This is a genomic window from Pseudomonas sp. P135 (assembly GCF_020312125.1).
In the GTDB taxonomy this organism is placed as follows: domain Bacteria; phylum Pseudomonadota; class Gammaproteobacteria; order Pseudomonadales; family Pseudomonadaceae; genus Aquipseudomonas; species Aquipseudomonas fragariae.
Genome location: NZ_JAGPYR010000005.1, coordinates 374,356 through 397,461, shown reverse-complemented (window position 1 = coordinate 397,461; position 23,106 = coordinate 374,356). Strand labels below are relative to the sequence as shown.

Annotated in this window: 20 protein-coding genes; 7 read left to right on the top strand and 13 right to left on the bottom strand. The window is 55.9% G+C overall.

Annotated features, from left to right (window positions below):
* Window position 1 precedes the first annotated feature (1 nt).
* Window positions 2-874 carry an ABC transporter permease gene (locus KBY08_RS10590; RefSeq protein WP_011267600.1) on the bottom strand — a complete coding sequence of 291 codons (873 nt, stop codon included), beginning with the start codon at window positions 872-874 and terminating at the stop codon, window positions 2-4.
* On the bottom strand, window positions 871-1,899 hold the full coding sequence (locus tag KBY08_RS10585; RefSeq protein ID WP_104684113.1) for an ABC transporter ATP-binding protein: 1,029 nt from the start codon (window positions 1,897-1,899) through the stop codon (window positions 871-873). Before KBY08_RS10585 ends, KBY08_RS10590 begins: the two co-directional genes overlap by 4 nt.
* A gap of 241 nt (window positions 1,900-2,140) precedes the next feature.
* On the opposite strand from KBY08_RS10585, the gene KBY08_RS10580 reads away from it, so the two are divergent.
* Both KBY08_RS10580 and KBY08_RS10575 read left to right on the top strand, forming a co-directional pair.
* Window positions 2,141-2,980 carry an IclR family transcriptional regulator gene (locus KBY08_RS10580; RefSeq protein ID WP_103378927.1) on the top strand — a complete coding sequence of 280 codons (840 nt, stop codon included), beginning with the start codon at window positions 2,141-2,143 and terminating at the stop codon, window positions 2,978-2,980.
* Between the two features lie 196 nt (window positions 2,981-3,176).
* Window positions 3,177-4,796 carry a methyl-accepting chemotaxis protein gene (locus tag KBY08_RS10575; protein ID WP_225651142.1) on the top strand — a complete coding sequence of 540 codons (1,620 nt, stop codon included), beginning with the start codon at window positions 3,177-3,179 and terminating at the stop codon, window positions 4,794-4,796.
* Window positions 4,797-4,866: 70 nt separating this feature from the next.
* Here KBY08_RS10575 and KBY08_RS10570 read toward each other — a convergent pair whose 3' ends face one another.
* From KBY08_RS10570 to KBY08_RS10550, 5 genes are all read right to left on the bottom strand, one after another.
* Window positions 4,867-5,829 carry a class I SAM-dependent methyltransferase gene (locus tag KBY08_RS10570; RefSeq protein ID WP_111522749.1) on the bottom strand — a complete coding sequence of 321 codons (963 nt, stop codon included), beginning with the start codon at window positions 5,827-5,829 and terminating at the stop codon, window positions 4,867-4,869.
* Window positions 5,830-5,894: 65 nt separating this feature from the next.
* The gene (locus KBY08_RS10565) at window positions 5,895-6,599 is read right to left on the bottom strand and encodes a YoaK family protein (protein WP_003409970.1); all 705 of its coding nucleotides are present in this window, start codon (window positions 6,597-6,599) and stop codon (window positions 5,895-5,897) included.
* A 50-nt stretch (window positions 6,600-6,649) separates the two neighbouring features.
* A complete protein-coding gene (locus tag KBY08_RS10560) occupies window positions 6,650-6,877 on the bottom strand; it encodes a hypothetical protein (RefSeq protein ID WP_003317903.1) in 228 nt (75 codons plus the stop codon).
* A 129-nt stretch (window positions 6,878-7,006) separates the two neighbouring features.
* Window positions 7,007-7,348: an FKBP-type peptidyl-prolyl cis-trans isomerase gene (locus tag KBY08_RS10555; RefSeq protein ID WP_177410968.1), complete on the bottom strand. Its 342-nt coding sequence runs from the start codon at window positions 7,346-7,348 to the stop codon at window positions 7,007-7,009.
* Between the two features lie 152 nt (window positions 7,349-7,500).
* Complete coding sequence (locus KBY08_RS10550; RefSeq protein WP_002553776.1) at window positions 7,501-7,782, bottom strand: hypothetical protein; 282 nt, start codon at window positions 7,780-7,782, stop codon at window positions 7,501-7,503.
* Window positions 7,783-8,429: 647 nt separating this feature from the next.
* Here KBY08_RS10550 and KBY08_RS10545 point away from each other — a divergent pair.
* Entirely contained in the window at window positions 8,430-9,998 is a 1,569-nt protein-coding gene (locus tag KBY08_RS10545; RefSeq protein WP_032653745.1) for a TerC family protein, read from the top strand.
* A gap of 70 nt (window positions 9,999-10,068) precedes the next feature.
* Here the strand turns inward: KBY08_RS10545 and KBY08_RS10540 are convergent, their stop codons facing one another.
* The 6 genes from KBY08_RS10540 to KBY08_RS10515 form a co-directional block, all read right to left on the bottom strand.
* A complete protein-coding gene (locus KBY08_RS10540; RefSeq protein ID WP_024659956.1) occupies window positions 10,069-10,644 on the bottom strand; it encodes a GNAT family N-acetyltransferase in 576 nt (191 codons plus the stop codon).
* Between the two features lie 227 nt (window positions 10,645-10,871).
* Window positions 10,872-11,615, bottom strand: coding sequence for a permease (locus KBY08_RS10535; RefSeq protein WP_111522750.1), 744 nt, complete (start codon window positions 11,613-11,615; stop codon window positions 10,872-10,874).
* Between the two features lie 4 nt (window positions 11,616-11,619).
* Window positions 11,620-15,006: a toxin VasX gene (locus KBY08_RS10530; RefSeq protein ID WP_225651141.1), complete on the bottom strand. Its 3,387-nt coding sequence runs from the start codon at window positions 15,004-15,006 to the stop codon at window positions 11,620-11,622.
* Window positions 14,996-15,877, bottom strand: coding sequence for a DUF4123 domain-containing protein (locus KBY08_RS10525; RefSeq protein WP_024643128.1), 882 nt, complete (start codon window positions 15,875-15,877; stop codon window positions 14,996-14,998). The genes KBY08_RS10530 and KBY08_RS10525 overlap by 11 nt, the downstream gene beginning before the upstream one ends.
* Window positions 15,874-17,904, bottom strand: coding sequence for a type VI secretion system tip protein TssI/VgrG (tssI, locus tag KBY08_RS10520; RefSeq protein WP_058398523.1), 2,031 nt, complete (start codon window positions 17,902-17,904; stop codon window positions 15,874-15,876). The genes KBY08_RS10525 and tssI overlap by 4 nt, the downstream gene beginning before the upstream one ends.
* A gap of 71 nt (window positions 17,905-17,975) precedes the next feature.
* Window positions 17,976-18,494 (bottom strand): Hcp family type VI secretion system effector, encoded by a 519-nt coding sequence (locus tag KBY08_RS10515; RefSeq protein ID WP_024643126.1) that lies wholly within the window; start codon window positions 18,492-18,494, stop codon window positions 17,976-17,978.
* Window positions 18,495-19,083: 589 nt separating this feature from the next.
* Here KBY08_RS10515 and tssA point away from each other — a divergent pair.
* The 4 genes from tssA to tssE are packed head-to-tail and all read left to right on the top strand — an operon-like array spanning window position 19,084 to window position 23,092.
* Window positions 19,084-20,634, top strand: a complete 1,551-nt coding sequence (gene tssA, locus KBY08_RS10510) for a type VI secretion system protein TssA (protein WP_104684117.1) — start codon at window positions 19,084-19,086, stop codon at window positions 20,632-20,634.
* A 31-nt stretch (window positions 20,635-20,665) separates the two neighbouring features.
* Window positions 20,666-21,166, top strand: coding sequence for a type VI secretion system contractile sheath small subunit (tssB, locus tag KBY08_RS10505; protein ID WP_003405674.1), 501 nt, complete (start codon window positions 20,666-20,668; stop codon window positions 21,164-21,166).
* Between the two features lie 28 nt (window positions 21,167-21,194).
* Entirely contained in the window at window positions 21,195-22,670 is a 1,476-nt protein-coding gene (tssC, locus tag KBY08_RS10500) for a type VI secretion system contractile sheath large subunit (protein WP_024643124.1), read from the top strand.
* An 11-nt stretch (window positions 22,671-22,681) separates the two neighbouring features.
* A complete protein-coding gene (gene tssE, locus KBY08_RS10495; RefSeq protein ID WP_003405672.1) occupies window positions 22,682-23,092 on the top strand; it encodes a type VI secretion system baseplate subunit TssE in 411 nt (136 codons plus the stop codon).
* The last annotated feature ends 14 nt before the right edge of the window (window positions 23,093-23,106 follow it).

Genomic DNA, 23,106 nt, shown 5'->3' with positions numbered 1-23,106 from the left:
ATCATTCCCCCAGAGTTTTTTTGTAACGGCCTTCGATCATGCGGTTCCAGGACAGCATGACCAGCAGGTTGACCAGCAGCAGCGCCACGGCAAGGGTCGCGCCCATCGGCCAGTTCAACTCCGAGAGGTACTGGTCGTAGATCACCGTGGCGACCATCTTCAGACGTCGTCCGCCGAGCAGGCCGGGAATGGCGAACGAACTGGCGGCCAGGCCGAACACGATCAGCGAGCCGGACAGCACGCCGGGCATGACCTGCGGCAGCACGATCAGGCGCATGACTTTCGCCTGGCTGGCGCCCAGCGACAGCGCGGCCTGCTCGGCGGTGGGGTCGAGCTTTTGCAGCGAGGTCCAGACCGGAATGATCATGAACGGCAACATGACGTGGACCAGCGCAATGACCACGGCAAACGGGGTGTACAGCAGTTTCACCGGGCGTCCGCCCATGAACTGGATGACCTGATTTATCAGACCGTCCGCGCCCAGCAGCAGGCTCCAGCCGAACGCCCGGACCACCACCGAGATCAGCAGCGGCGTGAGAATCAGGATCAGGAAGATCGAGCGCCACGGTGTGCCCATGCGGCTGAGGATGTAGGCTTCCGGCACGCCGATCAGCACGCACAGCAGGGTGACCAGCGCACTGATCCAGAAGGTGCGCAGGAAGATTTCATAGAAATACGAGTCGGTGACCACGGCCACATAGTTGGCCAGCGTGTAGCTGTCGCTTTTCACCCCGACCTGATAGTCGAACACGTTGAACGACAGCACCAGGGTCAGACCCAGCGGCAGCACCAGCAAGCCGATATACAACGCCAGCGCCGGAGCTGACAGCCAATAGCCGCGGCCGCCCTGACGCATTTCGCTCAGCAGGCTCATGCGCGCACCTCGTCGGCATCCAGCACGCGCAGCAACTCGTCGGGCCAGTCCATGTCGACCGCCGCGCCTTGTTCCAGCGGTGCCTGGCCGTCGTTGCGGCGTACTACCGTCACTTCGCCAATGCCGGTCTCAATCCGATACAGCCACTGGCTGCCAAGAAAATAACGCGTGACGATGCGTCCGGACAGTCGTCCGCAGCCAGGTGTCACCAGATCGATCTTCTCGGGACGCAGGCTGAGGGTCAGGCTGCCATCGCCGGGCACCTGACGAATCTGCGGAATGCCGCTGCTGTCCAGATCACCCTGCAACATGTTGGCCTTGCCGACAAAACCCGAGATGAAGCGTGTGCGCGGGTGTTCGTAGAGCTTGTATGGCTCGTCGATCTGGGTGATACGACCGGCCTGCATCACCACCACCCGATCGCTGATCGACAGGGCTTCGGCCTGATCGTGGGTGACCATCAGCGTGGTAATGCCGACTTCGTTCTGAATGCGGCGGATCTCGAACTGCATCTCTTCGCGCAGGTTGGCGTCCAGGTTGGACAGCGGCTCGTCGAGCAGCAGCACTGGCGGCTCGATTACCAGTGCGCGGGCCAGTGCGACCCGCTGGCGCTGACCACCGGACAGCTCGCGCGGGTAGCGCTCGGCATGCTGACCGAGGCGCACCAGCTCCAGCACCCTTGTGACACGCGGGTGCAACTCGGCGGCAGCCACCTTGCGCATCCGCAGGCCGAACGCAACGTTGTCGGCCACGGTCATGTGCGGAAACAGCGCATAGCTTTGAAACACTACGCCGAGGCCTCGGCTGCTGGGTTTGGCGTGGGTGATGTCGCGCCCGTCGAGCACAATGCGCCCGTCACTGACTTCAACGAAACCGGCGATCATTTGCAGGGTAGTGGTTTTGCCGCAGCCGGAAGGACCGAGCAGTGAAACGAATTCGCCCTTGTCGACGGCCAGGTTGGTGGCAACCACCGCGTCAATGGAGCCGTAGCGTTTGGAGAGACCTTCGAGCTGCAGAAATGCCATGCCTGCTTCCACCTTTGTGCATGCGCGCCGAAGCACGCGTTTGTCATGGGCAGATGCGAAATGAAGTCATGCAGTTCTGTGGACGTTGGCGCTCGCTCTGAGTCGGCTACCGATGATTGTTCAAATCGCCCCTGTGGACTGAGAGTAGGGCGAAGGCTAGGATGGGCTCAACAAGGAATTTCACTGAATAACATCTTTCTTTGAATTAATTCTTTTGGTGGAAATATAAAGAGATATTGTCATGAATAATTCCACTGATCGGAATAACGTGAAGGCCGAGGTCGGAGTGGGAGCTGTTTCCCGGCTGTTCGCGGTACTGCGCTGTCTGGGCGATTGTGATGAAGGCGGTGAGCGGGTCACGCAACTCGCCCAGCGTGTCGGGCTGTCGCAACCCACCACACACCGCTTGCTGCGTAGCCTGATGGAGGAGGGAATGGTCGAGCAGGATCTGCTCAGCAAACGTTATCGGTTGAGCATCGAGTTCTTCGCCCTGGCCGCCAAGGCGGGTAATACCGGCAACCTGCGTGACGTGGTGCGCCCCAGCCTTTTGCGCCTGTCCGCATCGCTGGGTGACTCGCTGTTTCTGCTGGCACGCAGCGGTTTCGACGCGATCTGCCTGGACCGCAGCGAAGGCCCGTACCCGATCCGCACGTTCACCGGCGACATCGGCGGCCGTGTTGCCTTGGGCGTCGGGCAGGGCAGTCTGGCGATTCTCGCCTTTCTGCCCGAGGACGAGCGGGAAACGGTCATTGCCTACAACCTGCCACGGCTCAAGGATTTTCACCTGTACGACGAGGTGTTTCTGCGTTCGGAGGTGGAAAACGTGCGGCGCCTGGGCTACGCCGGGCGCAACACCGGTGCGCTTCCGGGCATGGCCGGGCTGGCAGTGCCGATCCTGGACCGCAGCGGTCGTGCGGTGGCTGCGCTCAGTGTGGCGACCATCTCCGACCGGCTGGGGCCGGATCGCCTGATGACCGTGGTCGAACTGCTCAAGCGCGAAGCCACGGCCATCAGTGCCAGAATCAACCCGTTCGACCCGTCGTTGCGGCGGCCCAGCCAGGTGTTCGGGCAGGTTGATTAGGCTGCATTCCTTTTCCGGCAGTTTTTTATCTTTTCTCGGGTATATTGCCGACCATCGCGGTTTTTAAAGAAAAAGTCTTGTGGGCCGATGTTGATTCCAAGGGGCCACACATACCTGATCCACAAGATCGGTCTACAGGGACGTGCCTGCAACTTTCGCGTATCCCGCGGATTCTTTTTCTCCAGAGATCGTCCCGATGTCCAAATCCCTGCGGCTGCAAATTTTAGGTCTGCTCGGCGGTAGTCTTGCGCTTGTGCTGGTCATTGCGTTGGCCTGCTTCAACTTTCTCTCCGACAACGTGCAGGCTTATCGCGGCCTTATCGACGGTCCGGTGCGGGCGTCGCAGTTGGTTGACGAAGCCAACCTGCAATTCAAGATTCAGGTGCAGGAGTGGAAAAACGTCCTGTTGCGTGGCAAAACGCCTTCCGAGCGTGACAAGTACTGGGGGCAATTCGAAGAACAGGAGCGCAAGGTGCAAGGCACACTGGGTCGGCTTGCTGAAATGCACGGCACCGACGCTGCATTGAAAAGCCAGGTGCAGACGCTGCAGCAGGCACACCAGGCGCTGGGTACGGCCTACCGGACCGGTCGTGATGCGTTTGTTGCTGCGGGCGGTGACGCTGGCGCGGGTGACATGGCGGTCAAAGGCGTCGACCGTCCGACCAGCGAGCAGATGGCTGGTCTGGTCGATCAATTGCACAAGAGCAGCGACGCTCAGTCCGTTGCCATCAGCCATGAAGCCCAACGTACCATTCTGGTCGGTGCCGTGGTGATGCTGGTGTCTGCGCTGCTGGTCGGTTTGTTGGCGCTGTGGATGGTCAATCGCAACCTGATTGCACCCATTCGCATGCTTATCGAATACGTCGCCCAGTTGAGCGAAGGCAAATTCGGGGCGCGTGTCGAGGTCACGCGACAGGACGAACTGGGTCGTCTGGCCGTTGCCGCAAATACCCTGCGGGATTTCCTGGCCGACACCTTCAACCGCCTCAAGCGCAGCAGCACCGATCTGGACACGGCGGGCGGCGAGCTGAATGCCATTGCCGAGTTGATGGCGCAAGGCACTCATGAGCAGTTCGAGCGTACCGATCAGGTCGCGACCGCCATGACCGAGATGTCCGCCACCGCTCAGGACGTTGCCCGACATGCCGCCGATGCTGCGCGAGCTGCGGATGATGCCGACCAGAGCGCTCAGGATGGCGAGAGGGTCATGCAATTGACCATTGCGACGATCACCCGCATGCGCAACGAGATCGCTTCTACGGCCGATGTCATCGGGCGGCTGGAAACTGACAGCGGCCGTATCGGCAAAGTGCTGGAGGTGATTCGCAGCATTGCCGATCAGACCAATCTGCTGGCGCTGAATGCCGCCATCGAAGCTGCACGTGCCGGTGACGCCGGACGCGGTTTCGCGGTGGTGGCTGACGAGGTTCGTACACTGGCGCAGCGTACTGCCGTTTCAACCTCCGAAATCAATCAGATCATCAATTCGGTGCAGACCGGAGCCAGTGATGCAGTGCAGGCCATTCAGGGCGGTCAGGCGCGGAGTGAAGAGAGCGTCGAGCAGGTCGCGAACGCTGGCGCAACCCTGCAGCGTATTACCATGGCCGTGGAGAATATTCGCGACATGAATCGCCAGATTGCGACGGCTGCCGAAGAGCAGACTTCCGTGGCAGAGGACATCTCGCGCAACCTCACTGAAATCACCGCCATCGCCGTGACCAATCAGGACAACGTCAAACGCACTCAGAACGCCAGTCAGGAACTGCGGGGCCTTTCTAATGGCCTCAGTGATGTGATCTCGCGTTTGGGTGCCTGATTTGGGTGCTTGAGTAGTTTGAGAACCTGACAGCCTTTTCGGCGTTGAAGAGGCTGTCAGTCCTTACTCGCTATGCCCACCCGCTGCGGCTCAGGCCTTCTGCCCTGAACACCAGCGCCTTCAAGCCGCCCTCGGCGCGAGCGTCGGGGAACTCTGGCGGGTTTTCCAGGCGCTGCTCGAAGCGCAGGCAAGGTGCTTCGACTGCGGTGTGCTGAATCAGAAAATCCGGTCCCAGCGCGGGATCGTTCATGCACGCCAGCACCGAACCGTTCTCGTCCAGCAACTCCGGCAGGCGGCGCAGGACACGCTGGTAGTCCTTGTCGAGCATGAAACTGCCTTTCTGGAAGGACGGCGGGTCAATGATGATCAGGTCATAAGGGCCGCAGCGGGTGACCTTGGCCCAGGATTTGAACAGGTCATGGCCCAGAAAGGTCACGCGGCTGAGGTCTTGATCATTGAGGCGATGATTCTCACGGCCGCGATTCAACGCAGCACGGGCCATGTCCAGATTCACGACGTGGTCGGCACCCCCGGCCAGGGCGGCGACCGAGAAGCCGCAGGTGTAGGCGAACAGATTGAGGATGCGCTTGCCCTTGGCCTGAGCCTGCACCCATTCACGGCCGTAGCGCATGTCCAGAAACAGCCCGCTGTTCTGTTTTTTGCCGAAATCGACTTTGTAGCGCAGGCCGTTTTCGGTGATCACCCATTCATCCACGACCTCGCCAGTCAGCCATTGCGTGGTGCTCTGCGGCAGATAACGATGTTGCAGCAGCAGGGTGTGAGCCTGGCTCTGCTGCCACTGGGGTGAGTCGATCAACGCGTGCAACAGCTGCGTCAATGCTGCCAGCTCGGATTCAAGAGGCTCCTTGAACACCGAGACCAGCACCACGCCCTGCATCCAGTCAACGGTGATGTGCTCCAGCCCCGGCCACACACGACCACGGCCGTGAAACAGGCGGCGGGTTTCATTCGGGACGTTGTTCAACGCGTCGATCAGGTGCTGTTGCAGAATCGCGAGTGCTTCAGGGGTCATGGCGCAGGTCAGTCAGGAAAAGCGGCGTATGGTAAACGTATTTCAGCAGATGGGCATCGCAGGGTTCAGCGTGGCATGTATTGACGTTGCCAGCGGTGCGGGATTTTCAGCGAAACCAGCCCCAGCAACGCCGACAGACTGCCGCTGATCAACAGGGCGTTGAGCCCCAGGCGATGCTCGAGTAGCGCACCTATCACGGCGCCGATGAACATGCCCACCCAGGGGACCAGTTGCACGCGCCAGCCGTCCCGGCGTTCCCCGAGCATCCAGCGACCCAGGCCACGACCGAATCGCGACAGCGCGCCGGTTACATAAGTCAGGCCGACCGGCAGCCCGTTGACCTGCTCGACGGCGGCGTTGAGCATGCCCATGGCCAGAATCGCCCAGATCAGTGCGAGCATATTGCTTTCCAGTGGCCATGCGGCAGCGGCACAGAGCAGCGTGGCGATGCCCAGCAGCAGGGGCAGGGCGCGCCGGCCGCCAAGGCGCGCAACCACCACGCCCAGCGCGTTGCCGGCAATGAAAGCAAGGATTGCAAGGGTCAGACGCACCGTCACGCTCAGGTCGCCATCACTGATCGCGACGGCAAGCCGGGTGGTGTTGCCACTCATGAACGAAACGAAGTCGCCGGTGGCCATGAAGCCGATGGCATCGGTCATGCCGGCCAGAACCGACAGGCTCGCAACCAGCCCCATACCGACCCGGCCACGCCATTTCTGCATGCTCAGGTGCCTGGGGCTGACGCTGGAAGTGGCGGGCTGTGGCAGCATCGAAGGCCCTCTGGAGCGAAGAACGCGCGTCTGAACGCAGGTGCAGCGATTTACAGTGGCTTGGCGCGCACGATTCGCTTGGCCTTGACCTCATCAGCATAGGCTTTGAGCTGGTCGGCATCGCTGTAAAGACGGTTGACCATCTGCAGCACTGCGGTGACATCCACATCGTTCATCTGTGAGGCGAGTTTGAGAATTTCTTCCGCCGTGTTTTCCAGGTTGGTTGCTGTCCCTTTCAGGTGTCGCTTCAGCTCCTGAGTCGACTTATTGAGCGCCATACGTGTTCCTGTGCCAAGACCTTGAATTCCATACCCGGAGCATGGCTTTTTCTGCGATAACAAGCAATCAGGCGTGTGCCCGTGTGTCAGGGTATCGGCCGATGCAGGCTGATCTGCAAGGCAAGCTGATCAATCGTCGCGGGTCAGCACTTCCAGCAGTTCTATTTCGAACGTCAGGTCGGCACCGGGCTTGATGTGCGCGCCCATGCTTCTGTCGCCGTAGGCCAGGTGGGCAGGGACGAACAATTGACGCTTGCCGCCGACTTTCATGCCCATCAGGCCCTGGTCCCAGCCCTTGATGAGGCGCCCGGTGCCGATCACGCACTGAAATGGCTTGCCACGCTCGTGGGAGGAATCGAATACAGTGCCGTCTTCAAGGGTTCCGGTGTAATGCGTGGTGATCAGCGCATCCTTTACCGCTGCCTTGCCCTCGCCGGGGTGCAGATCGGTAATCTGTAATTCTTTGCTCATTGCGATGCTTCCGGTTGCTGCGCGCTCTGTCATTGGCGCGAGCGGGCTTTCTCGCAGAAAAGCCGCTTCATGACAAGCCGCCTCATGACAAACCGGTGAAACGAAAACGGGGGAAGCTGTCGCTTCCCCCGTTGGTTCGAATCCAGTGCCTGTCAGAGATTCTGCGAGCTGACCACCATGGCCTGCGCGATGTTCTCTTTCTGCTCCTGAGTGAAGCCGTCCCAGATGTTGGTCTTGGCGTAGTAACCCAGGCCCGCCAGGCAATAAAGGCTGAGGGTCAGAACGATGACGATCGAAACAAAGGTCCAGCGGCCTTCGTCATCGTTTTCGCGTGTGAAGCTGCGCGAATAGTTGTCCTCTGCGCTGCGGAAGAACAGCGCGGACGACAGACGCTTGAGCCACTGGAACAAATGAACAACAACGATGCGCAGCATGGGTAAATCACCTCAAAGGTCAAGAAAACGGGTTGCCCGGATGCCGTCGAGGACATCGGATGCAAAAGCTGAAAACGAAAAAAGCCCGTCTATGACGGGCTTTCTTTTTATGATTCTGTTCAGGCGAGCAGTGAAGGGCGACGTTGAAAATGATCGCGGGAAGCACTGCGCATGCCTGACGTTATGGAAACATTTTAAAACAAATGGATTGGCGCATCTACCCGCGCCATTCTGTTGTCAGACAACTGGTAGTGCCTGGAGGTGTGACAAAACGTCGCTCTGAGCTCATTTACTGCACGGCAAGGAGCACGCGCCGTGGTCAAGTTTTGTAATACTTTCTCAACGTACGAAACATCTATGGGTATTGTACGATCAGCGCCCGTATTGATTTTCAGGACTGTATGAATACCCTCCAGGAGCCTCCGAGTTGTCCTCCTTCCATCGCGTATGGCTGGCCGGTGATTTCACTGTTACCGAGCAGACCGCTTCATTCGAACGTCTCTCTACTTAACCTCTTGCACTGTATGGATTCCGGCAGACCTTCGCGTCCTGACGCTGCAACGCCATGCCTGATGTTCAGCCATGGTGTCTGGTCTACAGTGACCAATAACCACTCCTGCCATTTTTATCGTGAGGCTGCATAACCCATGGAATGGATCGCTGATCCCACGGCATGGCTTGGCCTGCTGACCCTTATCGTGCTGGAACTGGTGCTGGGCATCGACAACCTGGTGTTCATCGCCATCCTGGCCGACAAGCTGCCCCCTGAACAACGCGACAAGGCGCGCGTCATTGGCCTGTCGCTGGCGTTGATCATGCGTCTTGGCCTGCTGGCGAGCATCTCGTGGATGGTGACCCTGACCGAGCCGTTGTTCGAAATATTCGGCAAGACGTTCTCCGGTCGCGACCTGATCATGCTGTTTGGTGGTGTGTTCCTGCTGTTCAAGGCCACCATGGAACTGCACGAGCGTCTGGAAGGGCATGTCGCCCAGCGCGCCGGTAATGCGGGCTATGCGTTGTTCTGGCCCATCGTTGCGCAGATCGTCGTACTGGACGCCGTGTTTTCGCTGGATGCGGTGATTACCGCCGTCGGCATGGTCGAGCACCTGTCGGTGATGATGATCGCGGTGATCTTCTCCATCGGCCTGATGATGATTGCCAGCAAGCCGCTGACCAAATTCGTCAACAGCCGCCCGACGGTGATCATGCTGTGTCTGGGCTTCCTGATGATGATCGGTTTCAGCCTGACCGCCGAAGGCCTGGGCTTCCATATTCCCAAGGGCTATCTGTATGCGGCCATCGGCTTCTCGATCCTCATTGAGGTGTTCAACCAGATCGCCCGCAAGCGCAGCAAGAAGTCGGCCCATGGCCACCTGCCGCGCCGCGAGCGGGCAGCCCACGCGGTGATGCGCCTGTTGGGCGGTCGCAAGCTGGAGTCTGGTGACGTCGATGAGGAAATCACCGACATGCTGGATGGGGAAAGCAGCGAGCCGGTGTTCGACCGTCGTGAGCGTGTGATGATCAGCGGCGTACTGCAGCTGGCAGAGCGGCCGATTCGCACTGTGATGACGCCGAGGGCGGAAGTTGACTGTATCGACCTGAACGACAGTGCCGAAAAGATCCGTCTGAAACTGATGCACTCGTCCTACTCGCGTCTGCCGCTGATTGGCGAGCGCGGTATCGATGAGCCGCTGGGCTTCGTGCACAAGAAAGAGCTGTTCAAGGAGCTGTTGTCCGGCAACGAGCCCGACTTGAAACTGATGTCGCGCAAGGCAATCAACCTGCTGGAAAGCTTCACCATCCTCAATGCCCTGGAGCAGATGCGCAAGGAATCGACGCACATCGCCTTTGTGGTCAACGAGTTTGGTGACTTCATCGGTGTATTGAGCATGACCGACATTCTTGAGTCCATCGCTGGCCAGCTGCCTGACGCCAGCGAAGTGGAAGGCCCGGACATCGTCGAGCAGGGCGAGGACTTCGTGGTATCGGGTGCCTTGAACCTGAGCCTGATTCGCGAGCGCACCGGCTTCCAGGCCAAAGCGACCGAGGATTATCAGACCCTGGCCGGACTGGTCATGAGCCTGCTGGATCGCCTGCCGTCTACCGGCGACAGCCTCAGCTGGCAGGGCTGGAACCTGCACGTCGTCGGTGTGGAAGAGCGCCGAGTGACTCGGGTATTGCTGCAGAAGCAGCCCGACATGGGGGCTGGCAAATAAGCACCGAGCTGTAATGCAAAACGGGGCCTGCTCATGCTGAGCAGGCCCCGTTTTCATGTGCGCGTCATGCTTATTTTCGACGCGGACGCGACACCACGGATTCGATATTCTTGCGGCCGATCAGCTTGGGCTGCGCAGGCTCTTTGGCCACTGGCTCATCAGCCAGCCACTTGAACATCACCAGACAATCCACCAGGCCCAATCGGGCATGACGATAAGCCTTGGGCGACCGCCCGACGGTCTCGAAACCCAGCTTGTTCCACAACCCGACCGCCACCTCATTGCTGGCGACCACCGAATTGAACTGCATCGCCAGGAACCCGCTGTCGCGCGCCAGTTGCTGCGAATGCTCGCACATCAACCGCGCCACACCACGACCCCGCGCCGCGTCCGTCACCATATAGCCACAGTTGCAGACATGACCACCCGGGCCTGCCGCATTGGCCTTCAGGTAATAGCTGCCCAACAGCTGGCCATCTTCCTCGGCAATCAGCGTGTGCAGCGGCGCCTTCATCCACAGATCGCGAGCCTGCTCCTGAGTGAGTGCAGGGTCGTAGGCGTAGGTTTCCTGAGCGATGACGACAGCCTGAAAGGTGGGCCAGAAGCGCTCGAAATCTTCCGGTGTCATGGGGCGGATCTGGATCATGGTGAGGCCTTGTTGGGTAGGGCTTGAAGTCCGGCGTGTACGTTAGGCTCTGTACGAAAAGTGGCTGCGCTCGGTGATGCTTCGTAAAAACAGGCTCGGATGCGAGTCCAATCGGAATGCTCATTTACAACACGTAGAGTCGAACGCGACCCCGGCCGTTCCTCGCCTGTTTTTGCCTCGCCTGACCTTCGCTCGCCGACTTTCGTACAGAGCCTAGCGTGGGTGTGCTACCACTTCCAGGCTTTTTCGGTGAACTCGGCCGTGGAGGGGAGCACGGTTTGGAGAAAGCTCAGGTACTTGTTGAACAGTACTTCGTGCTGGAAGCGGGCTTCGAAGCCGAGAGTGACGTCCGTGCGGTGCGTGATGATCATCAAGCGTTTGCGGTCGACAGTGACGAAGTTGTACTCGCCCCATGGCAGGCTTTGTTCGTGGTGGATGGGGTTTTCCCAGTTGAGTAGCTTGATGGCTGCGATAAAGGCCATGGCGACAGGGCCGACCAGGAAGAGCAGTGAGCCGGTGAGTATGGCGACGAATACGAACAGCATGATCACGGCGATGGCGATGCCTTTGAAAAAGGAAGAGGCGAAGTCGGGGTAGTGGAGGTAGTACTCGAGGTGGGCTCTGTCGGTTTTGATGGTGTAGTTGTAGATGGTTTTTTGGCGGACGCCTAACGCTATGATGTAGATGGCGGCGCCCGCAAATGTGTACACCAGAAAAAGTGCCTCAGAGGGCTTCTCTAGATAGACATCCCTGCCAAGCCATATGCAGAAGCTCATGGGCAGCGCGCATATAAATATCGTACCTAGCTGGGTCCAAAATATTTCATTGGGGGATCTTGCCATGGTTTTTATGGACCAGTTAAAAATATCGTTGCTCGCTAGGCTCGGACTGATTATTTTAGCATTACCTGAATCATCAGCGATGTTGTTTTTTGTTTTTTGCAAGATAGGGGCTTTCGTTTTATCAGTCATGATGTTATTCCGCTATTTCAAGTGTCAAGGTGCTGATTCGACTAGACGCTTTTATTTCCAGTTCGACATGTGCCAGCCCGTCGACTGCTGTATCTCCCTGACTATCAAGTTTCAGTTGAAACAGGTAGCCTACGTCCTGTTGACCAGGTCTTACCAGACTGTCGGGATACCATATTTGTAGTTCCAGATACGTTGCGTCTTTCTCAAGCGGCACCCAGGTTTCCCAAACAACATCTTCACTTTCAGGGGGCATAAGCGGAAATGTGAAATCTTCTTGGGCTTTGCGAGCGGGCTGATTGACAAGCTTTTTAAATTGATCAACCTTCTTGAACTGTCCTCTGTCGAGAAAGGGGGCGAGTATCGGGTCATCAATTTTTGCTACAGGCAGCACGCCCAGTGGACGTTTACTACTGATGATATTGAAATGTACTGATTGTCCGCGCACTGCGCTTGGCAGAAGAATTTGCACACCAGCACCGTATTGTACCGGAGCGCTATAGGGGGTATCTCTACCAAAATAATGGTCTTCGTCGCGTGTGGTGCTTTTAACATGAACCTGAGGGCTCAGCTGTATCGTGAGCAGAGCAAGTTTTTCTTCAAGTTGACCATCTGCATCTGTTGAATAATGGTAGTTGATTGATTTGGACCAGCTGCATTTTCGCAGCCACCATCCAACGCTATCTTGCTTGAAATAATTCAACGCCATATTAGTCAATAGATAAATCACACCTGTTAGCAGAATTGCTACGCTAAACCACGGGTTCATTGCAACCAATGTATAAGAACTGGTTGGAAGAATTCCTGCAGCGAGCTGGAATGTGCTGCCTATCGCCATAAGGCCTACTGAACCAAATTTTATACGTGTGACAGTTGCCTCTTCAGTTGTTTTTGTTTTAGTCAGGTCATCGTAGATGTCTATCAACTCCAACGTAGACGCCGCTATCCCAAACGCCCCCATCGCCACCATTGAAACCCTGAACCCACGTACCGCATCACTCCACGCCGCATTTCCCTTCGCCCTCCAATAACCCGCAGAGCGATCCAGAATCCCCACATTCTTGCCATCGATCAGCACCGGCGTCGCATCCCTGATAATTGCCCACGGCGCTTCAACAAACACCGCCATCAACAAGTTAAAGCTATACCCCAACCCATACGTCACCTTGCCGATGTCCTTGGCACTGAATTCTCCATCCCGAGTAAGGTCGCGATAGGTGAAGGCGGTGTTGATGAAGTTGAGCATGATCACGCCCCAGGTGATCGAGCCGGCAATCCCACCCAGTCCATCGAACCAGCGCCTGGCGGTGCTCAGCCATTCTTTGGTGATGGCTTTGCCGGACTGGAAGTGCAGGCGAATCTCGTCCTGCAACTGCCTGGCGTATTGGTTGTTCTGAAAGTCGAGCAGGGCCGGCATGCTCAGTTCGTGCAGGCGAAGCTTTTGCTCGAGGGCGCGCAGGTGGCTGGCGATGCTTTTGCGGGGGTTGTAAGCGGTTGGGTAGAGCCAGCTGCGACGGGTATCACTGATCTGTTTGTTGAGTACCCGCCATTCGCTGATCCAGTTTTTCAGCTTCGCGAGCATGTTGTGATCGATCGCGATACGCGCCTTTGAATCGAGCAAAATCTGGCCGATCAACAGCGTGCGTATCAGTGCGACGATGTTCTGCTGCTTGCCCACCGCCATGCGGCTGTCGATAGGCACCCAGGCCAGCAGGATGCTTTCGAACGTCGCCTTGCCTGCGCTGCTGGCCAGTTGGCCGAGAGCTTTGAAGGTGTCCTGAACAGGTTGTTTCAGCGCCTTCATCCACGGCTTGTCGGCAAAGCCCTGATGATTGAGCGTGCCGTTGAGTTCACCGATGCGGGTGGCCAGGTTGGTGATGTCGCCGAGGCCGTTCAGCAGTGCGTTAGCTTCCTGGTGTAGGGCGTGTTTGAGCGCCGGTGAGAAGCCGTAGCGCAAGGTGCCAAACAGGCTGCTGTCGTTGGCTTCCTGCTCGGCGAGCCAGGCGCTGGCGGCGCTGTCCTGAGCGTAAATGATCTGCAGATTGAGCATGACCGTTTGCAGGTACAGCAGACTTTCAGGGTGGGTGGTGTCGACAAAAAGCTTGAGCGGTTCCGTGCCCAGATGGGTCGACCATTGCCGAAAGTCGCTTTGCGTGTCTCGCACCTGCTGCAGCAGTGTGTCGCCGGTTGGCAGGTGCTGCTGAAGGTACGCACGCGCACCACTCAGATCGACCTCGCGCCGCCATTTGTGGCGATCTTTCCAGGCTTGCAGGGCCTCGTCGGAGGGCGCGCTGCCATAACGCATTTCAAGCGATCTGCGCATCTCCGGACTCTTGAAAATATCCGGTAGCAATAGCACGCCTCCGGGAGCGGTGTTGTTGCCGATCTGCTCTTGTTCAAAAATGCATTGTTCAAAATAGGCTTCGACGTCGCTCAGGTACTGATGGGTGAGCGCCGCATTGCCGCGCACCGATGCCGGCAGTTTCTCCGGTTCACTTTCAGCGCCACATAGCGCGGTGACGGTCTGGGCGATCTGGATCTTGTGTTCGTGCCCGGCTTGCCAGTTGCGGTAAGCGGCCTGATCGGCGGCCAGTTGCATGCCCAGATCGTTGAAAATGGCCAGCGGATCTTCGAGGGCGATGAGCAGAGAGCTGTCCTGATCTTCAACGCTGCCCTGCCAGAAAACGTCAGCGCCGATTGGCGAAAACAGTGCCTTAACTTCATCGCTATCCGAAGGCGGGCGAGCAGCAGGAATCGCCGAGTCTGCAAACCGGTCATCATCGACCACATACTCCTTGTCGATGTCCGCCACCGCCTCGGCGATACGGTTCAATGGCAAGGTATCCGGCTCGGCCATGGTCGTGCAGTAGCGTTTCAGATCCAGCGCTTTCATCCATGAAGCGCGGCTTTCCGGACTGGAGCGCAGGTGTTCGCAGATTCGCCACGTCCACTGCTGCGCTGAAAAAGCGATGTGAAGCCGGTTGTTTCGCGGATACAGCAGAAAAGGCTTGCCGTCGCTGCCGCCACTGCGCTGGTCACTGCCAAGCTGCGCATCGGTCCAGACAATACGGCTCAGGTTGCCTGTGGCGGCTGACACCGCGTACTCATGCAACGTCTCGGCTGTTTCGTCGTAGACATACACATAGCCGTCATACAGTTGGCGAAGGGTATAACTGCGTGTTTTCAGCTTCGGCATCACCGCCCAGCGGCTGCCCTTGAGTAGCGGTTTCAGCTTCTCGGGCGCGGCATCGTAGCGGGAGCGGTCCAGCGCATAGCGCACTGGCACGATGGCGACCTCAGGTTTTCGGAAGGGGCACAGACTGGTGGCCGTGGCGGGTATCTTGGCGAACGTTGCAGCACGTCGTTGCGAATGTGTGCCGGATTTATCGGTCATGCGTGGCATCCCTGTCTATACGAACTTTCTGACGGTATTCATCGAGTCCGGTTACGCGGAGTTCCGGGGGCAAGCGCTGTTGCTCGGGGTGTTGAGCACACCAGGATTGGTAGTGGCCCTGTGGCGAGCTCGCAAAGCCAAGACCCCAGTCGTGGCAGATGTCTGCCCAGGTCGCCAATGCATATTCACTGACCAGCCCCCACTCAATTGCGCTGTCCACGACATGCGTCAGCCAGATTTCGATCTGATCGTCGCTCTGGTCCAGAAAGGCCAGCGGATCCTGCTTTTTGACCCATTCATAAATTCGCCCTTCGAAGAGCCATCGATAGCAGCTTTCGAAGGCTTGCAACTGACGTTCGCTCACCAGAGAAAAATGCGATCGAGAGACTTTTTGCGCACGTTCGTTAACAAATGTCGTGATCGCTGGATCGAGGTTTTGTTGCCAACTGCGCTGGGGGCTCTGAACCCAAAGTTGATCGATTGGGCCTAGCGTCGAGCTCAAATGTTCAGGGTCATAGCTCGATAGCCAGTAGTGCATCACCAGCGGATCTGCGAAGCGCAGCAGACTTGAATGACCGAGATAATCAAGGGGGCTCAGGAAACGCTGCAAATGTTCAGAGACGATTTTCAAGGACGCATTGCTGGAAAAAATGCAGGCGTCGATACGTTGTTCAGGATGTCGATGCCACTGCGCAATGAGTTCGGAGGGATGAGCCGTGCGCACAAGTACAGGGCCTAAATCCATGATCTCCGCCCACCGTGTGCCGAGATAAAGCGGAGCGATCTCGATAGGCTCGTCGTACTGGTATAGCTGCTTTACGGCGTCAGGTCTCAGCACTCCGTCAATCAACAGGTAATTGGCTTGATTCATTTTTTCGTTTCTTCGGTTGCTTGCGAGCATTGGCTACAAAGTGGGCTGCGTGTCATTGCCTGTCGCTGTGCGGAGATCAGCATGTCACCTGATTCGCCAGCTTCTGGTCGCTCTGCATTACCTGGAAGTAGCGGGGTTGCTCCAGAGCCGTTTCCGGGGCTGCCCCCCGAATTGAGCTTTATCTGAGACCCGTTCACGGTCACGCCACTGGCATCGATCTTGATAAAGGAGCCGGCTGCTTTTAGCGTGATTTCAAGCCCCGCCTCAATGATCAGTTTGTTACCGGCTTTGAGGTGGATTTCCTGTCCGGCGTGGGCCAGTAATCCATCACCCACTCTGATGTGCCGGGTTCCGCCCACCGTGACGTGATCGCTCGCTTTTACCTCGGTCAGCCGGTCGCCATCGACAGTCCGATGTTCCTCGGTCTTGAACTCGCTGTAGCTGTTGCCTTCGATCCGCTCATGCCGATGATGACCGACCCGGATTTTCTGCTCATGCTCGATGTTCTGCTCCCAGTCGCGCTGGGCATGAATGTAGATCTGCTCCTGACCGGCCCGGTCTTCGATGCGCAGTTCGTTGGAACCATTGCCACCGGGGCTGCTCAGGGTCTTGAATACACTGCGCGTCTGATGTGCAGGCAGGTCGTAGGGCGGGACGTGCTCTGCGTGGTACAGGCAGCCGCTGACCAATGGACGGTCAGGGTCGCCGTCAAGGAACGTCACCAGTACTTCCATACCGACTCGCGGGATGACCATGCTGCCGTAGTGATTACCGGCCCAACCGGACGAAACCCTTACCCAGCAACTGCTCCGATCATTGGCCTGCCCCTCGCGGTCCCAATGAAACTGCACTTTGACCCGACCGTGCCGGTCGCAGTGTATTTCCTGATCTTTCGGACCGGTGACCACAGCAGTCTGGCTGCCGAATATTCTTGGCTTGGGATGATGCCGGGGAGGGCGATACGAGGCTTGCCACGGTGTAGCGAGAAAGGTATTGCGATAGCCCTGATGAAAGTCACCCTTGTCCTGTAATGCATAGGCGGACTCCTCAAGCCCCTGCGGCTGGCGGCCCTCATGACGAACTTCGGTCAACAGCCACAGGTCGTTCCATTCCTCGTTGGGGTGCTCGCGCAAAGGTAGAAAATGGCCGCTGACCAAGGTGGGTTGATCACTTTGGCCATCGCCCAGCCGGTAATCCTGGCGATGGCGCTCAAGTGCGCGGCTCGCCAGATGCGCGCCCCGACCCCGGTGAGTGAAGCCGCCCGGATATTCATAGTTCTCCAGCTCCGGCCAGGCGTTGTCATACGCCGAACCTTCCATTTTCAGAAGCGGTTTTTCAAAGTGATAATCGCGGCGGGTAACGCTGTTTGTACGTGTTTCCAGGCGCAACCTGAAGCGCTTGATGACCGAATCACCGGGCACCAGGCCGCTGTCCTGCTTATAGATAACCGGCCTTAGTTTCGGAAATACGGTCTGGTCATCACCAAACACCAGTTGATGTGCCGTGTGGCTGTGTTTGAAGTGGTAATGCAGGCCTTCCTCTTCGCAAAGCCGCTGGATGAAGTGCAGGTCCGACTCGCCATACTGAACGCAGTATTCGCGCTCCGGGTAAGTCGTACCAAGCTGGAAGCTGTAGGCATCGCCCATCAGGTGATGTTCTTCCAGTACCTGCTCAATGATCTTCTGTACCGTGCGATTCTGAAAAATACGCTGATTGGTACGGTGTCTGAGCCGTGCCAGGTTCGGTCGCAAGGTGACTGAGTAGTGTGTAAGACGCCTGCCGGAATCGCCTTGGGAAACCTGATCGATCATTCCATGAATGCCGTTGCCCCTGGATGTGTACTGCAGAAATGCGGGGCAATTCAGCAGGCTTTCGAGATCCATCGACGTGCGCTCGCTGACCAGCTCAAGCTTGAAACAGAAGGGCTGATTGATAGCTTCGTGGCCGGTAAAGGAAAGGATTTGAAAATCATGCTCAGGGCCGTCGACGCTCAGGCTGAAGTAAGGTCGATCAGCGGGGTTCAGCATCATAGGGACCACCGTGTCTAGCCGGTTTATAAAAACCCCGCCGATCCTGTCGAACCGCCGGGGCAGCGGAGTTATGCCGACTTCGGACTTCTCCAGTCATCAGACCCGGTAGTAGTGGCCTTTACGTGGTCCCAGGTTATTTTGCGATAGCTGAATTGAACGTCCTCCAAGTGTCCAAAGTGCGAGTTCTGCGGATCCTGGCAGTTGTGCATGTAGGACTTGATGTTGACGATGACCGCATCCTCCAGGGTGGTGGTGTAATAGTGTTCCTGCTTGCCATCGATGGACGTCCGGTACCACTTGATTTCGACTTTGCTTAGTGTTGAGCCTGAGCAAAGAGCCTCCAGAAGCAATGGCGAGGTCTTGTCGAAAATTTTCGTGACACACGCAGGACCATGAATGCGTTGGCCAGTAGGCTGCCCTGACTGAGGATCACAGGGTGTAATGATGTTATGGCTGAATGCCTGGATTATTGCTTCATCTTCATGGCCTTCCTGATAGACGTTGCCGACAGAGTCTGCTGTGAAAGCTCCTGCTGTCAGTATTTTCTGATTGGCGTCTATGACAGTCATATAGGCGGGTGTAGGCATTAACGTCCTTCCTTACAGTCGGTGGCGCCTCACAAGCGAATTGGCTTGGAGATCGAAGCATCGCTATAACAAGTTACGTGCCAGGTATCTCTTAAGTCAGTATTGTCAGCTGATTTGGCTATGAGGGTGACGCTCGTTGTGAATTTTTTCGAGTAACTTGCGCAAGTTTCTGCACACTATTTTCATTTTTTTGCGCAGCTTTCCAGGATTCTATCCAAATATATCCATATTTCTATATCTGGTCTTTTTGTGCGGAAGGTCATGGGTTTTGTACGTGCTATTGGCAAGGTTGCTGGCCGTTTAATGGCGCCTCCTGGGTGAGTTTTAAGCCAAATATATATGTGTGTTCTGATGAGCATGTGATAGCGTGTTTAGTCAATAGATAGTTAGGTTGTTAAATATTTTGGTACATAAATTATATGCGTTCCTACGTATTCTCTTCGTTTGTTTGTAAGAATTTTCCGAAAGTCTACTATCTATCAAGTGTCATCTTGCTTGCTGGTTTTTATGACGATAAGGTCTGCCTGGCTTTATGAGTGGTTAGACAATTCGTTCACAATGAAATGCACGGCGTGCGGGAATATGAGCAGTGGCCAGTAAAGACAAGCTCTCTATTCGATATCTGGATCTGGCCCGGCATCCTGTCGCAACGGGTGATTATGCAGGCGAAGACATCCGTTTTTCTACGGCGTTTGAAGCCTTGGAGCGTGAGTTGGGCGGTGCACAGGCCATTCTCGGGGAAGTGAATGTAGACTGGCTGCGGATCAGAGAGGGCTGCGAACATATCCTTTCAAATCAGTCCAAAGACCTGCGCGTCGCCAGTTGGCTGGCGTGGGCTCTATATGAATGCGAGTCTGTTAACGGATTATCTGCGGGGCTGGGATTGATTCATTATGTGTGCAAAGAGCATTGGCTGCTTTTTCATCCCAAAAAATTACGAACACGTTCAGCGGCCATGCAATGGCTCTTGATGAAACTCGACAAGGCGCTGGGAGAGGATATTTCCATTACTCACCAGCTTCCTGAATTCCAGCAACTGCTCAGACAGCTTGATGGCCTGGATGAAATATTTAATCTGTATCTGGGAAGTGATGCCCCGTTGCTGCTGCCGTTGCGAAGACGGCTCGCCCGTATGATTCAGCGCGCTGAGCAAGTTGAGAAAGAGCCTGTCAAGGTGGTGGAGCGCGTCAAGCAGGCTGCGGTCCAGTTATTTTCAAGTGACTCTCACATCGACAACGAGAAAGACGCCCAGCGGACTTTAAGTGTGCAGGAGTACTCCGTACGTAGCCTTTGCAGATGGTGGCTTAAGCAAAAAACGACAGATCCGCGAGCTTTCCGCCTGGGTCGTTCGCAGACCTGGTATGCAGTGGACAGTCTTCCTGAAAGAAACAGTGAAAAAATAACCCCGTTAAGGAGGTTGCCCGCTGACAAATTAAGCAATTACCAAGAGCGATTCGAACAGGGTCTTTACGCAGACCTTATTGTGGATGTTGAAGCAAGTCTTGCGGGGTCGCCTTTTTGGTTTGATGGTCAGCGAATGGTCTGGAACTGTCTGAAAGCCCTGGGGGGCGAAGCGGCAATGCGCGAAGTGGAAGCTCAGTTTGCTTTGCTTTTAAAGCGCATTCCAGACCTTGTTGAACTTCGCTTTCACGACGGTGTGCCGTTTGCAGACGCGGAGACATTACAGTGGATCGCCACTTATATCCTGCCTGCCGAGGTCCATGTCGGAAATGCGTATGGCAGCGAAAGTCAGCATGACGCCTCAGAACGAAATTCGTTGTACCACGATGCACTGCCGGTTTTGCAGACAAAAGGGCTGAAAGCTGCTGTGCAATTAGTGAGTGATCGAATGAATGGTTTAGAGGGCGGGCGAGAGCGATTTTTCTGCAAACTATGCATCGCACGTCTCTGTATCGATGCAAATAAATATGAGTTAGCGAAGGTTCAACTTGAGTCTCTTGATCGGGAGTTTCAATCAGCAAGCCTCCCGGCATGGGAACCCACGATCTTCCTCGACGTGTCGCGCTTGTTATATAGCTGTTATGAGCGAATGGCTCTTAACGATAAGGCAGCAGCGCGCAAAGAAGTGATTTACCAGAGGTTGTGTCATCACGACCTTGAAAGATTTATTGATGGCTAACGTACAGTTTAATAAATTGAGGGGAAATGGAATGGCCAGAGAAGGCTCTGTAGCGCCCAAAGAGCGGATCAACGTGACGTTCAAGCCTGCTGTTGGTGGTGCGCAGGAAGAAATAGAGCTGCCACTTAAGTTGCTGGTTCTTGGCGATTTCATACAGCGCGCGGACGAGCGAAAGCTTGAGGACCGTAAATCAATCAGTATCGACAAGAACAATTTCGATGATGTGTTGGCGAAGCAGGAGCTTGAGCTGGTACTGAATGTACCTGACCGCTTGCAGGCTGAAAGCGGGGCTGACGATCTCACTGTCAGCATCAAGGTCTCTTCGATGAAAGACTTCAACCCTGCCAGTCTCGTCGAACAGATTCCTGAGCTTAAAAAGTTGATGGAGCTGCGCAACGCCCTCATGGCGCTCAAGGGGCCGTTGGGGAACATGCCTTCTTTTCGTAAGGCCATCGAGCAGGTCATTACGGATGAAACATCGCGTAAGAACGTGCTGGATGAGCTTGGCCTGGATGTCGCGGCGCAACAGTAACATCGGACCCATTGTCAGGAATTAACATATGAACACAAAAGCCATACCGCAGCGCGATGCAAGTGAACTTCACCATGGAATTCTCGATCAGATTATTGCACATACCCGATTAGAGCCTTGTGACGACGCCTATGGTATTGCCAAGCGAGGGGTGGCTGCATTTATTGAAGAACTGCTGAAACCGCGTAATAACGACGAGCCGGTCAAAAAAGCGCTGGTTGATCGGATGATTACCGAGATTGACGTCAAGCTGAGTCGCCAGATGGACGAGATCATCCATCATGCAGAATTTCAGGCGTTGGAAGCATCATGGCGCGGGCTGCAGTTACTGATTGATAGAACCGATTTTCGCGAAAATATAAAAATTGAGTTGTTAAGTGTTTCCAAGCAAGATCTTCTGGACGATTTTGAAGACTCGCCTGAAGTGGTTCAATCGGGCCTCTACAAACATGTCTATACCGCTGAATATGGTCAGTTTGGCGGTAATCCCGTAGGCGCGATCATTGCCAATTATTTCTTCTCGCCAAGCGCTCCCGATGTGAAGACCATGCAGTACGTTTCAAGCGTTGCCTGCATGGCGCATGCACCTTTTATTGCGGCCGCAGGTCCCAATTTTTTCGGGCTTGAGCAGTTCACCGGTCTGCCCGACCTAAAGGATCTGAAAGATCACTTCGAAGGGCCGCAGTTCGCCAAATGGCAAAGCTTTCGGCAGCGGGAAGACGCGCGTTATTTCGCACTGACAGTACCGCGTTTTCTTTTACGCAGCCCCTACGGGCCGAAGGAAAATCCGGTGAAGACGTTTGCCTATGAGGAAAACGTCTCGAACGACCACGAGCACTATTTGTGGGGCAATACGGCCTATGCATTTGCTACCAAGCTGACAGACAGCTTCGCCAGATTTCGGTGGTGCCCCAACATCATTGGTCCTTTGAGCGGTGGTGCTGTTGAAGACCTGCCTTTACACCACTTCCACAGCATGGGTGAAATCGAGACCAAGATTCCGACTGAGGTACTGGTGTCTGACCGTCGTGAATACGAGCTGGCGGAAGAGGGCTTTATCGCATTAACCATGCGCAAGGGCAGCGACAACGCAGCGTTCTTTTCTGCCAGCTCAGTACAGAAGCCCAAGTTTTTTGGCAACAATCCAGAGGGGAAAATAGCCGAGCTTAATTACAAGCTAGGCACTCAACTGCCCTACATGATGATCGTCAATCGCCTCGCACATTACCTCAAGGTGCTGCAGAGAGAGCAGATAGGTTCCTGGAAAGAGCGAGCGGACCTGGAGAGTCAGCTTAACAAATGGATACGTCAGTACGTTGCGGATCAGGAGAATCCGAGTTCAGAAGTGCGTGGCAGACGACCGCTGCGCACGGCACAGGTCATTGTCAGTGATGTTGAGGGTGATCCTGGCTGGTACCGGGTCAGTCTGAATGTTCGTCCTCATTTTAAGTACATGGGCGCTGACTTTACGCTGTCGCTGGTCGGCAAAATGGATAAAGAGTAGATCATCTATTGATGATGAATCCAAAAGGTAGCCTCTTTCAACGCTTGGCAGGTGACGTACTGCAACAGCAGTCTTTTGACAAGGAAGAGCAGTTAATGATGTTGATATCAGCTCATCTGACCAAGATGCTGGGTACGCGCGCCGGTAGCGTAAAGATGCTGCCTGATTATGGTCTCCCTGACTTGAACAATATGGGGCTGAGCCTTGACGATACGCTGAGGCACTCTCGCATGATCATCGAAAAGATGATTCGAACATATGAACCACGATTGTTCGATGTTCACGTGACGGTGGAAGAACACGAAGGTTGTCTGCTGAGGCGAACATTCTCGATCGGTGCGGCTCTGGACATTGCAGGTGTAAAGAAGTCCATTCGATTTTCTGCAATGCTCGGTGGCGACGGCAAAATAAGCATTATTTGAGTAAGTTTTTCGCC

Bases quoted from the DNA above. Each gene is read 5' to 3' on its own strand.
- KBY08_RS10590 (WP_011267600.1), bottom strand. From the start codon at position 874: ATGAGCCTGCTGAGCGAAATGCGTCAGGGCGGCCGCGGCTATTGGCTG.
- KBY08_RS10585 (WP_104684113.1), bottom strand. From the start codon at position 1,899: ATGGCATTTCTGCAGCTCGAAGGTCTCTCCAAACGCTACGGCTCCATT.
- KBY08_RS10580 (WP_103378927.1), top strand. From the start codon at position 2,141: ATGAATAATTCCACTGATCGGAATAACGTGAAGGCCGAGGTCGGAGTG.
- KBY08_RS10575 (WP_225651142.1), top strand. From the start codon at position 3,177: ATGTCCAAATCCCTGCGGCTGCAAATTTTAGGTCTGCTCGGCGGTAGT.
- KBY08_RS10570 (WP_111522749.1), bottom strand. From the start codon at position 5,829: ATGACCCCTGAAGCACTCGCGATTCTGCAACAGCACCTGATCGACGCG.
- KBY08_RS10565 (WP_003409970.1), bottom strand. From the start codon at position 6,599: ATGCTGCCACAGCCCGCCACTTCCAGCGTCAGCCCCAGGCACCTGAGC.
- KBY08_RS10560 (WP_003317903.1), bottom strand. From the start codon at position 6,877: ATGGCGCTCAATAAGTCGACTCAGGAGCTGAAGCGACACCTGAAAGGG.
- KBY08_RS10555 (WP_177410968.1), bottom strand. From the start codon at position 7,348: ATGAGCAAAGAATTACAGATTACCGATCTGCACCCCGGCGAGGGCAAG.
- KBY08_RS10550 (WP_002553776.1), bottom strand. From the start codon at position 7,782: ATGCTGCGCATCGTTGTTGTTCATTTGTTCCAGTGGCTCAAGCGTCTG.
- KBY08_RS10545 (WP_032653745.1), top strand. From the start codon at position 8,430: ATGGAATGGATCGCTGATCCCACGGCATGGCTTGGCCTGCTGACCCTT.
- KBY08_RS10540 (WP_024659956.1), bottom strand. From the start codon at position 10,644: ATGATCCAGATCCGCCCCATGACACCGGAAGATTTCGAGCGCTTCTGG.
- KBY08_RS10535 (WP_111522750.1), bottom strand. From the start codon at position 11,615: ATGACTGATAAAACGAAAGCCCCTATCTTGCAAAAAACAAAAAACAAC.
- KBY08_RS10530 (WP_225651141.1), bottom strand. From the start codon at position 15,006: ATGACCGATAAATCCGGCACACATTCGCAACGACGTGCTGCAACGTTC.
- KBY08_RS10525 (WP_024643128.1), bottom strand. From the start codon at position 15,877: ATGAATCAAGCCAATTACCTGTTGATTGACGGAGTGCTGAGACCTGAC.
- tssI (WP_058398523.1), bottom strand. From the start codon at position 17,904: ATGCTGAACCCCGCTGATCGACCTTACTTCAGCCTGAGCGTCGACGGC.
- KBY08_RS10515 (WP_024643126.1), bottom strand. From the start codon at position 18,494: ATGCCTACACCCGCCTATATGACTGTCATAGACGCCAATCAGAAAATA.
- tssB (WP_003405674.1), top strand. From the start codon at position 20,666: ATGGCCAGAGAAGGCTCTGTAGCGCCCAAAGAGCGGATCAACGTGACG.
- tssC (WP_024643124.1), top strand. From the start codon at position 21,195: ATGAACACAAAAGCCATACCGCAGCGCGATGCAAGTGAACTTCACCAT.
- tssE (WP_003405672.1), top strand. From the start codon at position 22,682: ATGATGAATCCAAAAGGTAGCCTCTTTCAACGCTTGGCAGGTGACGTA.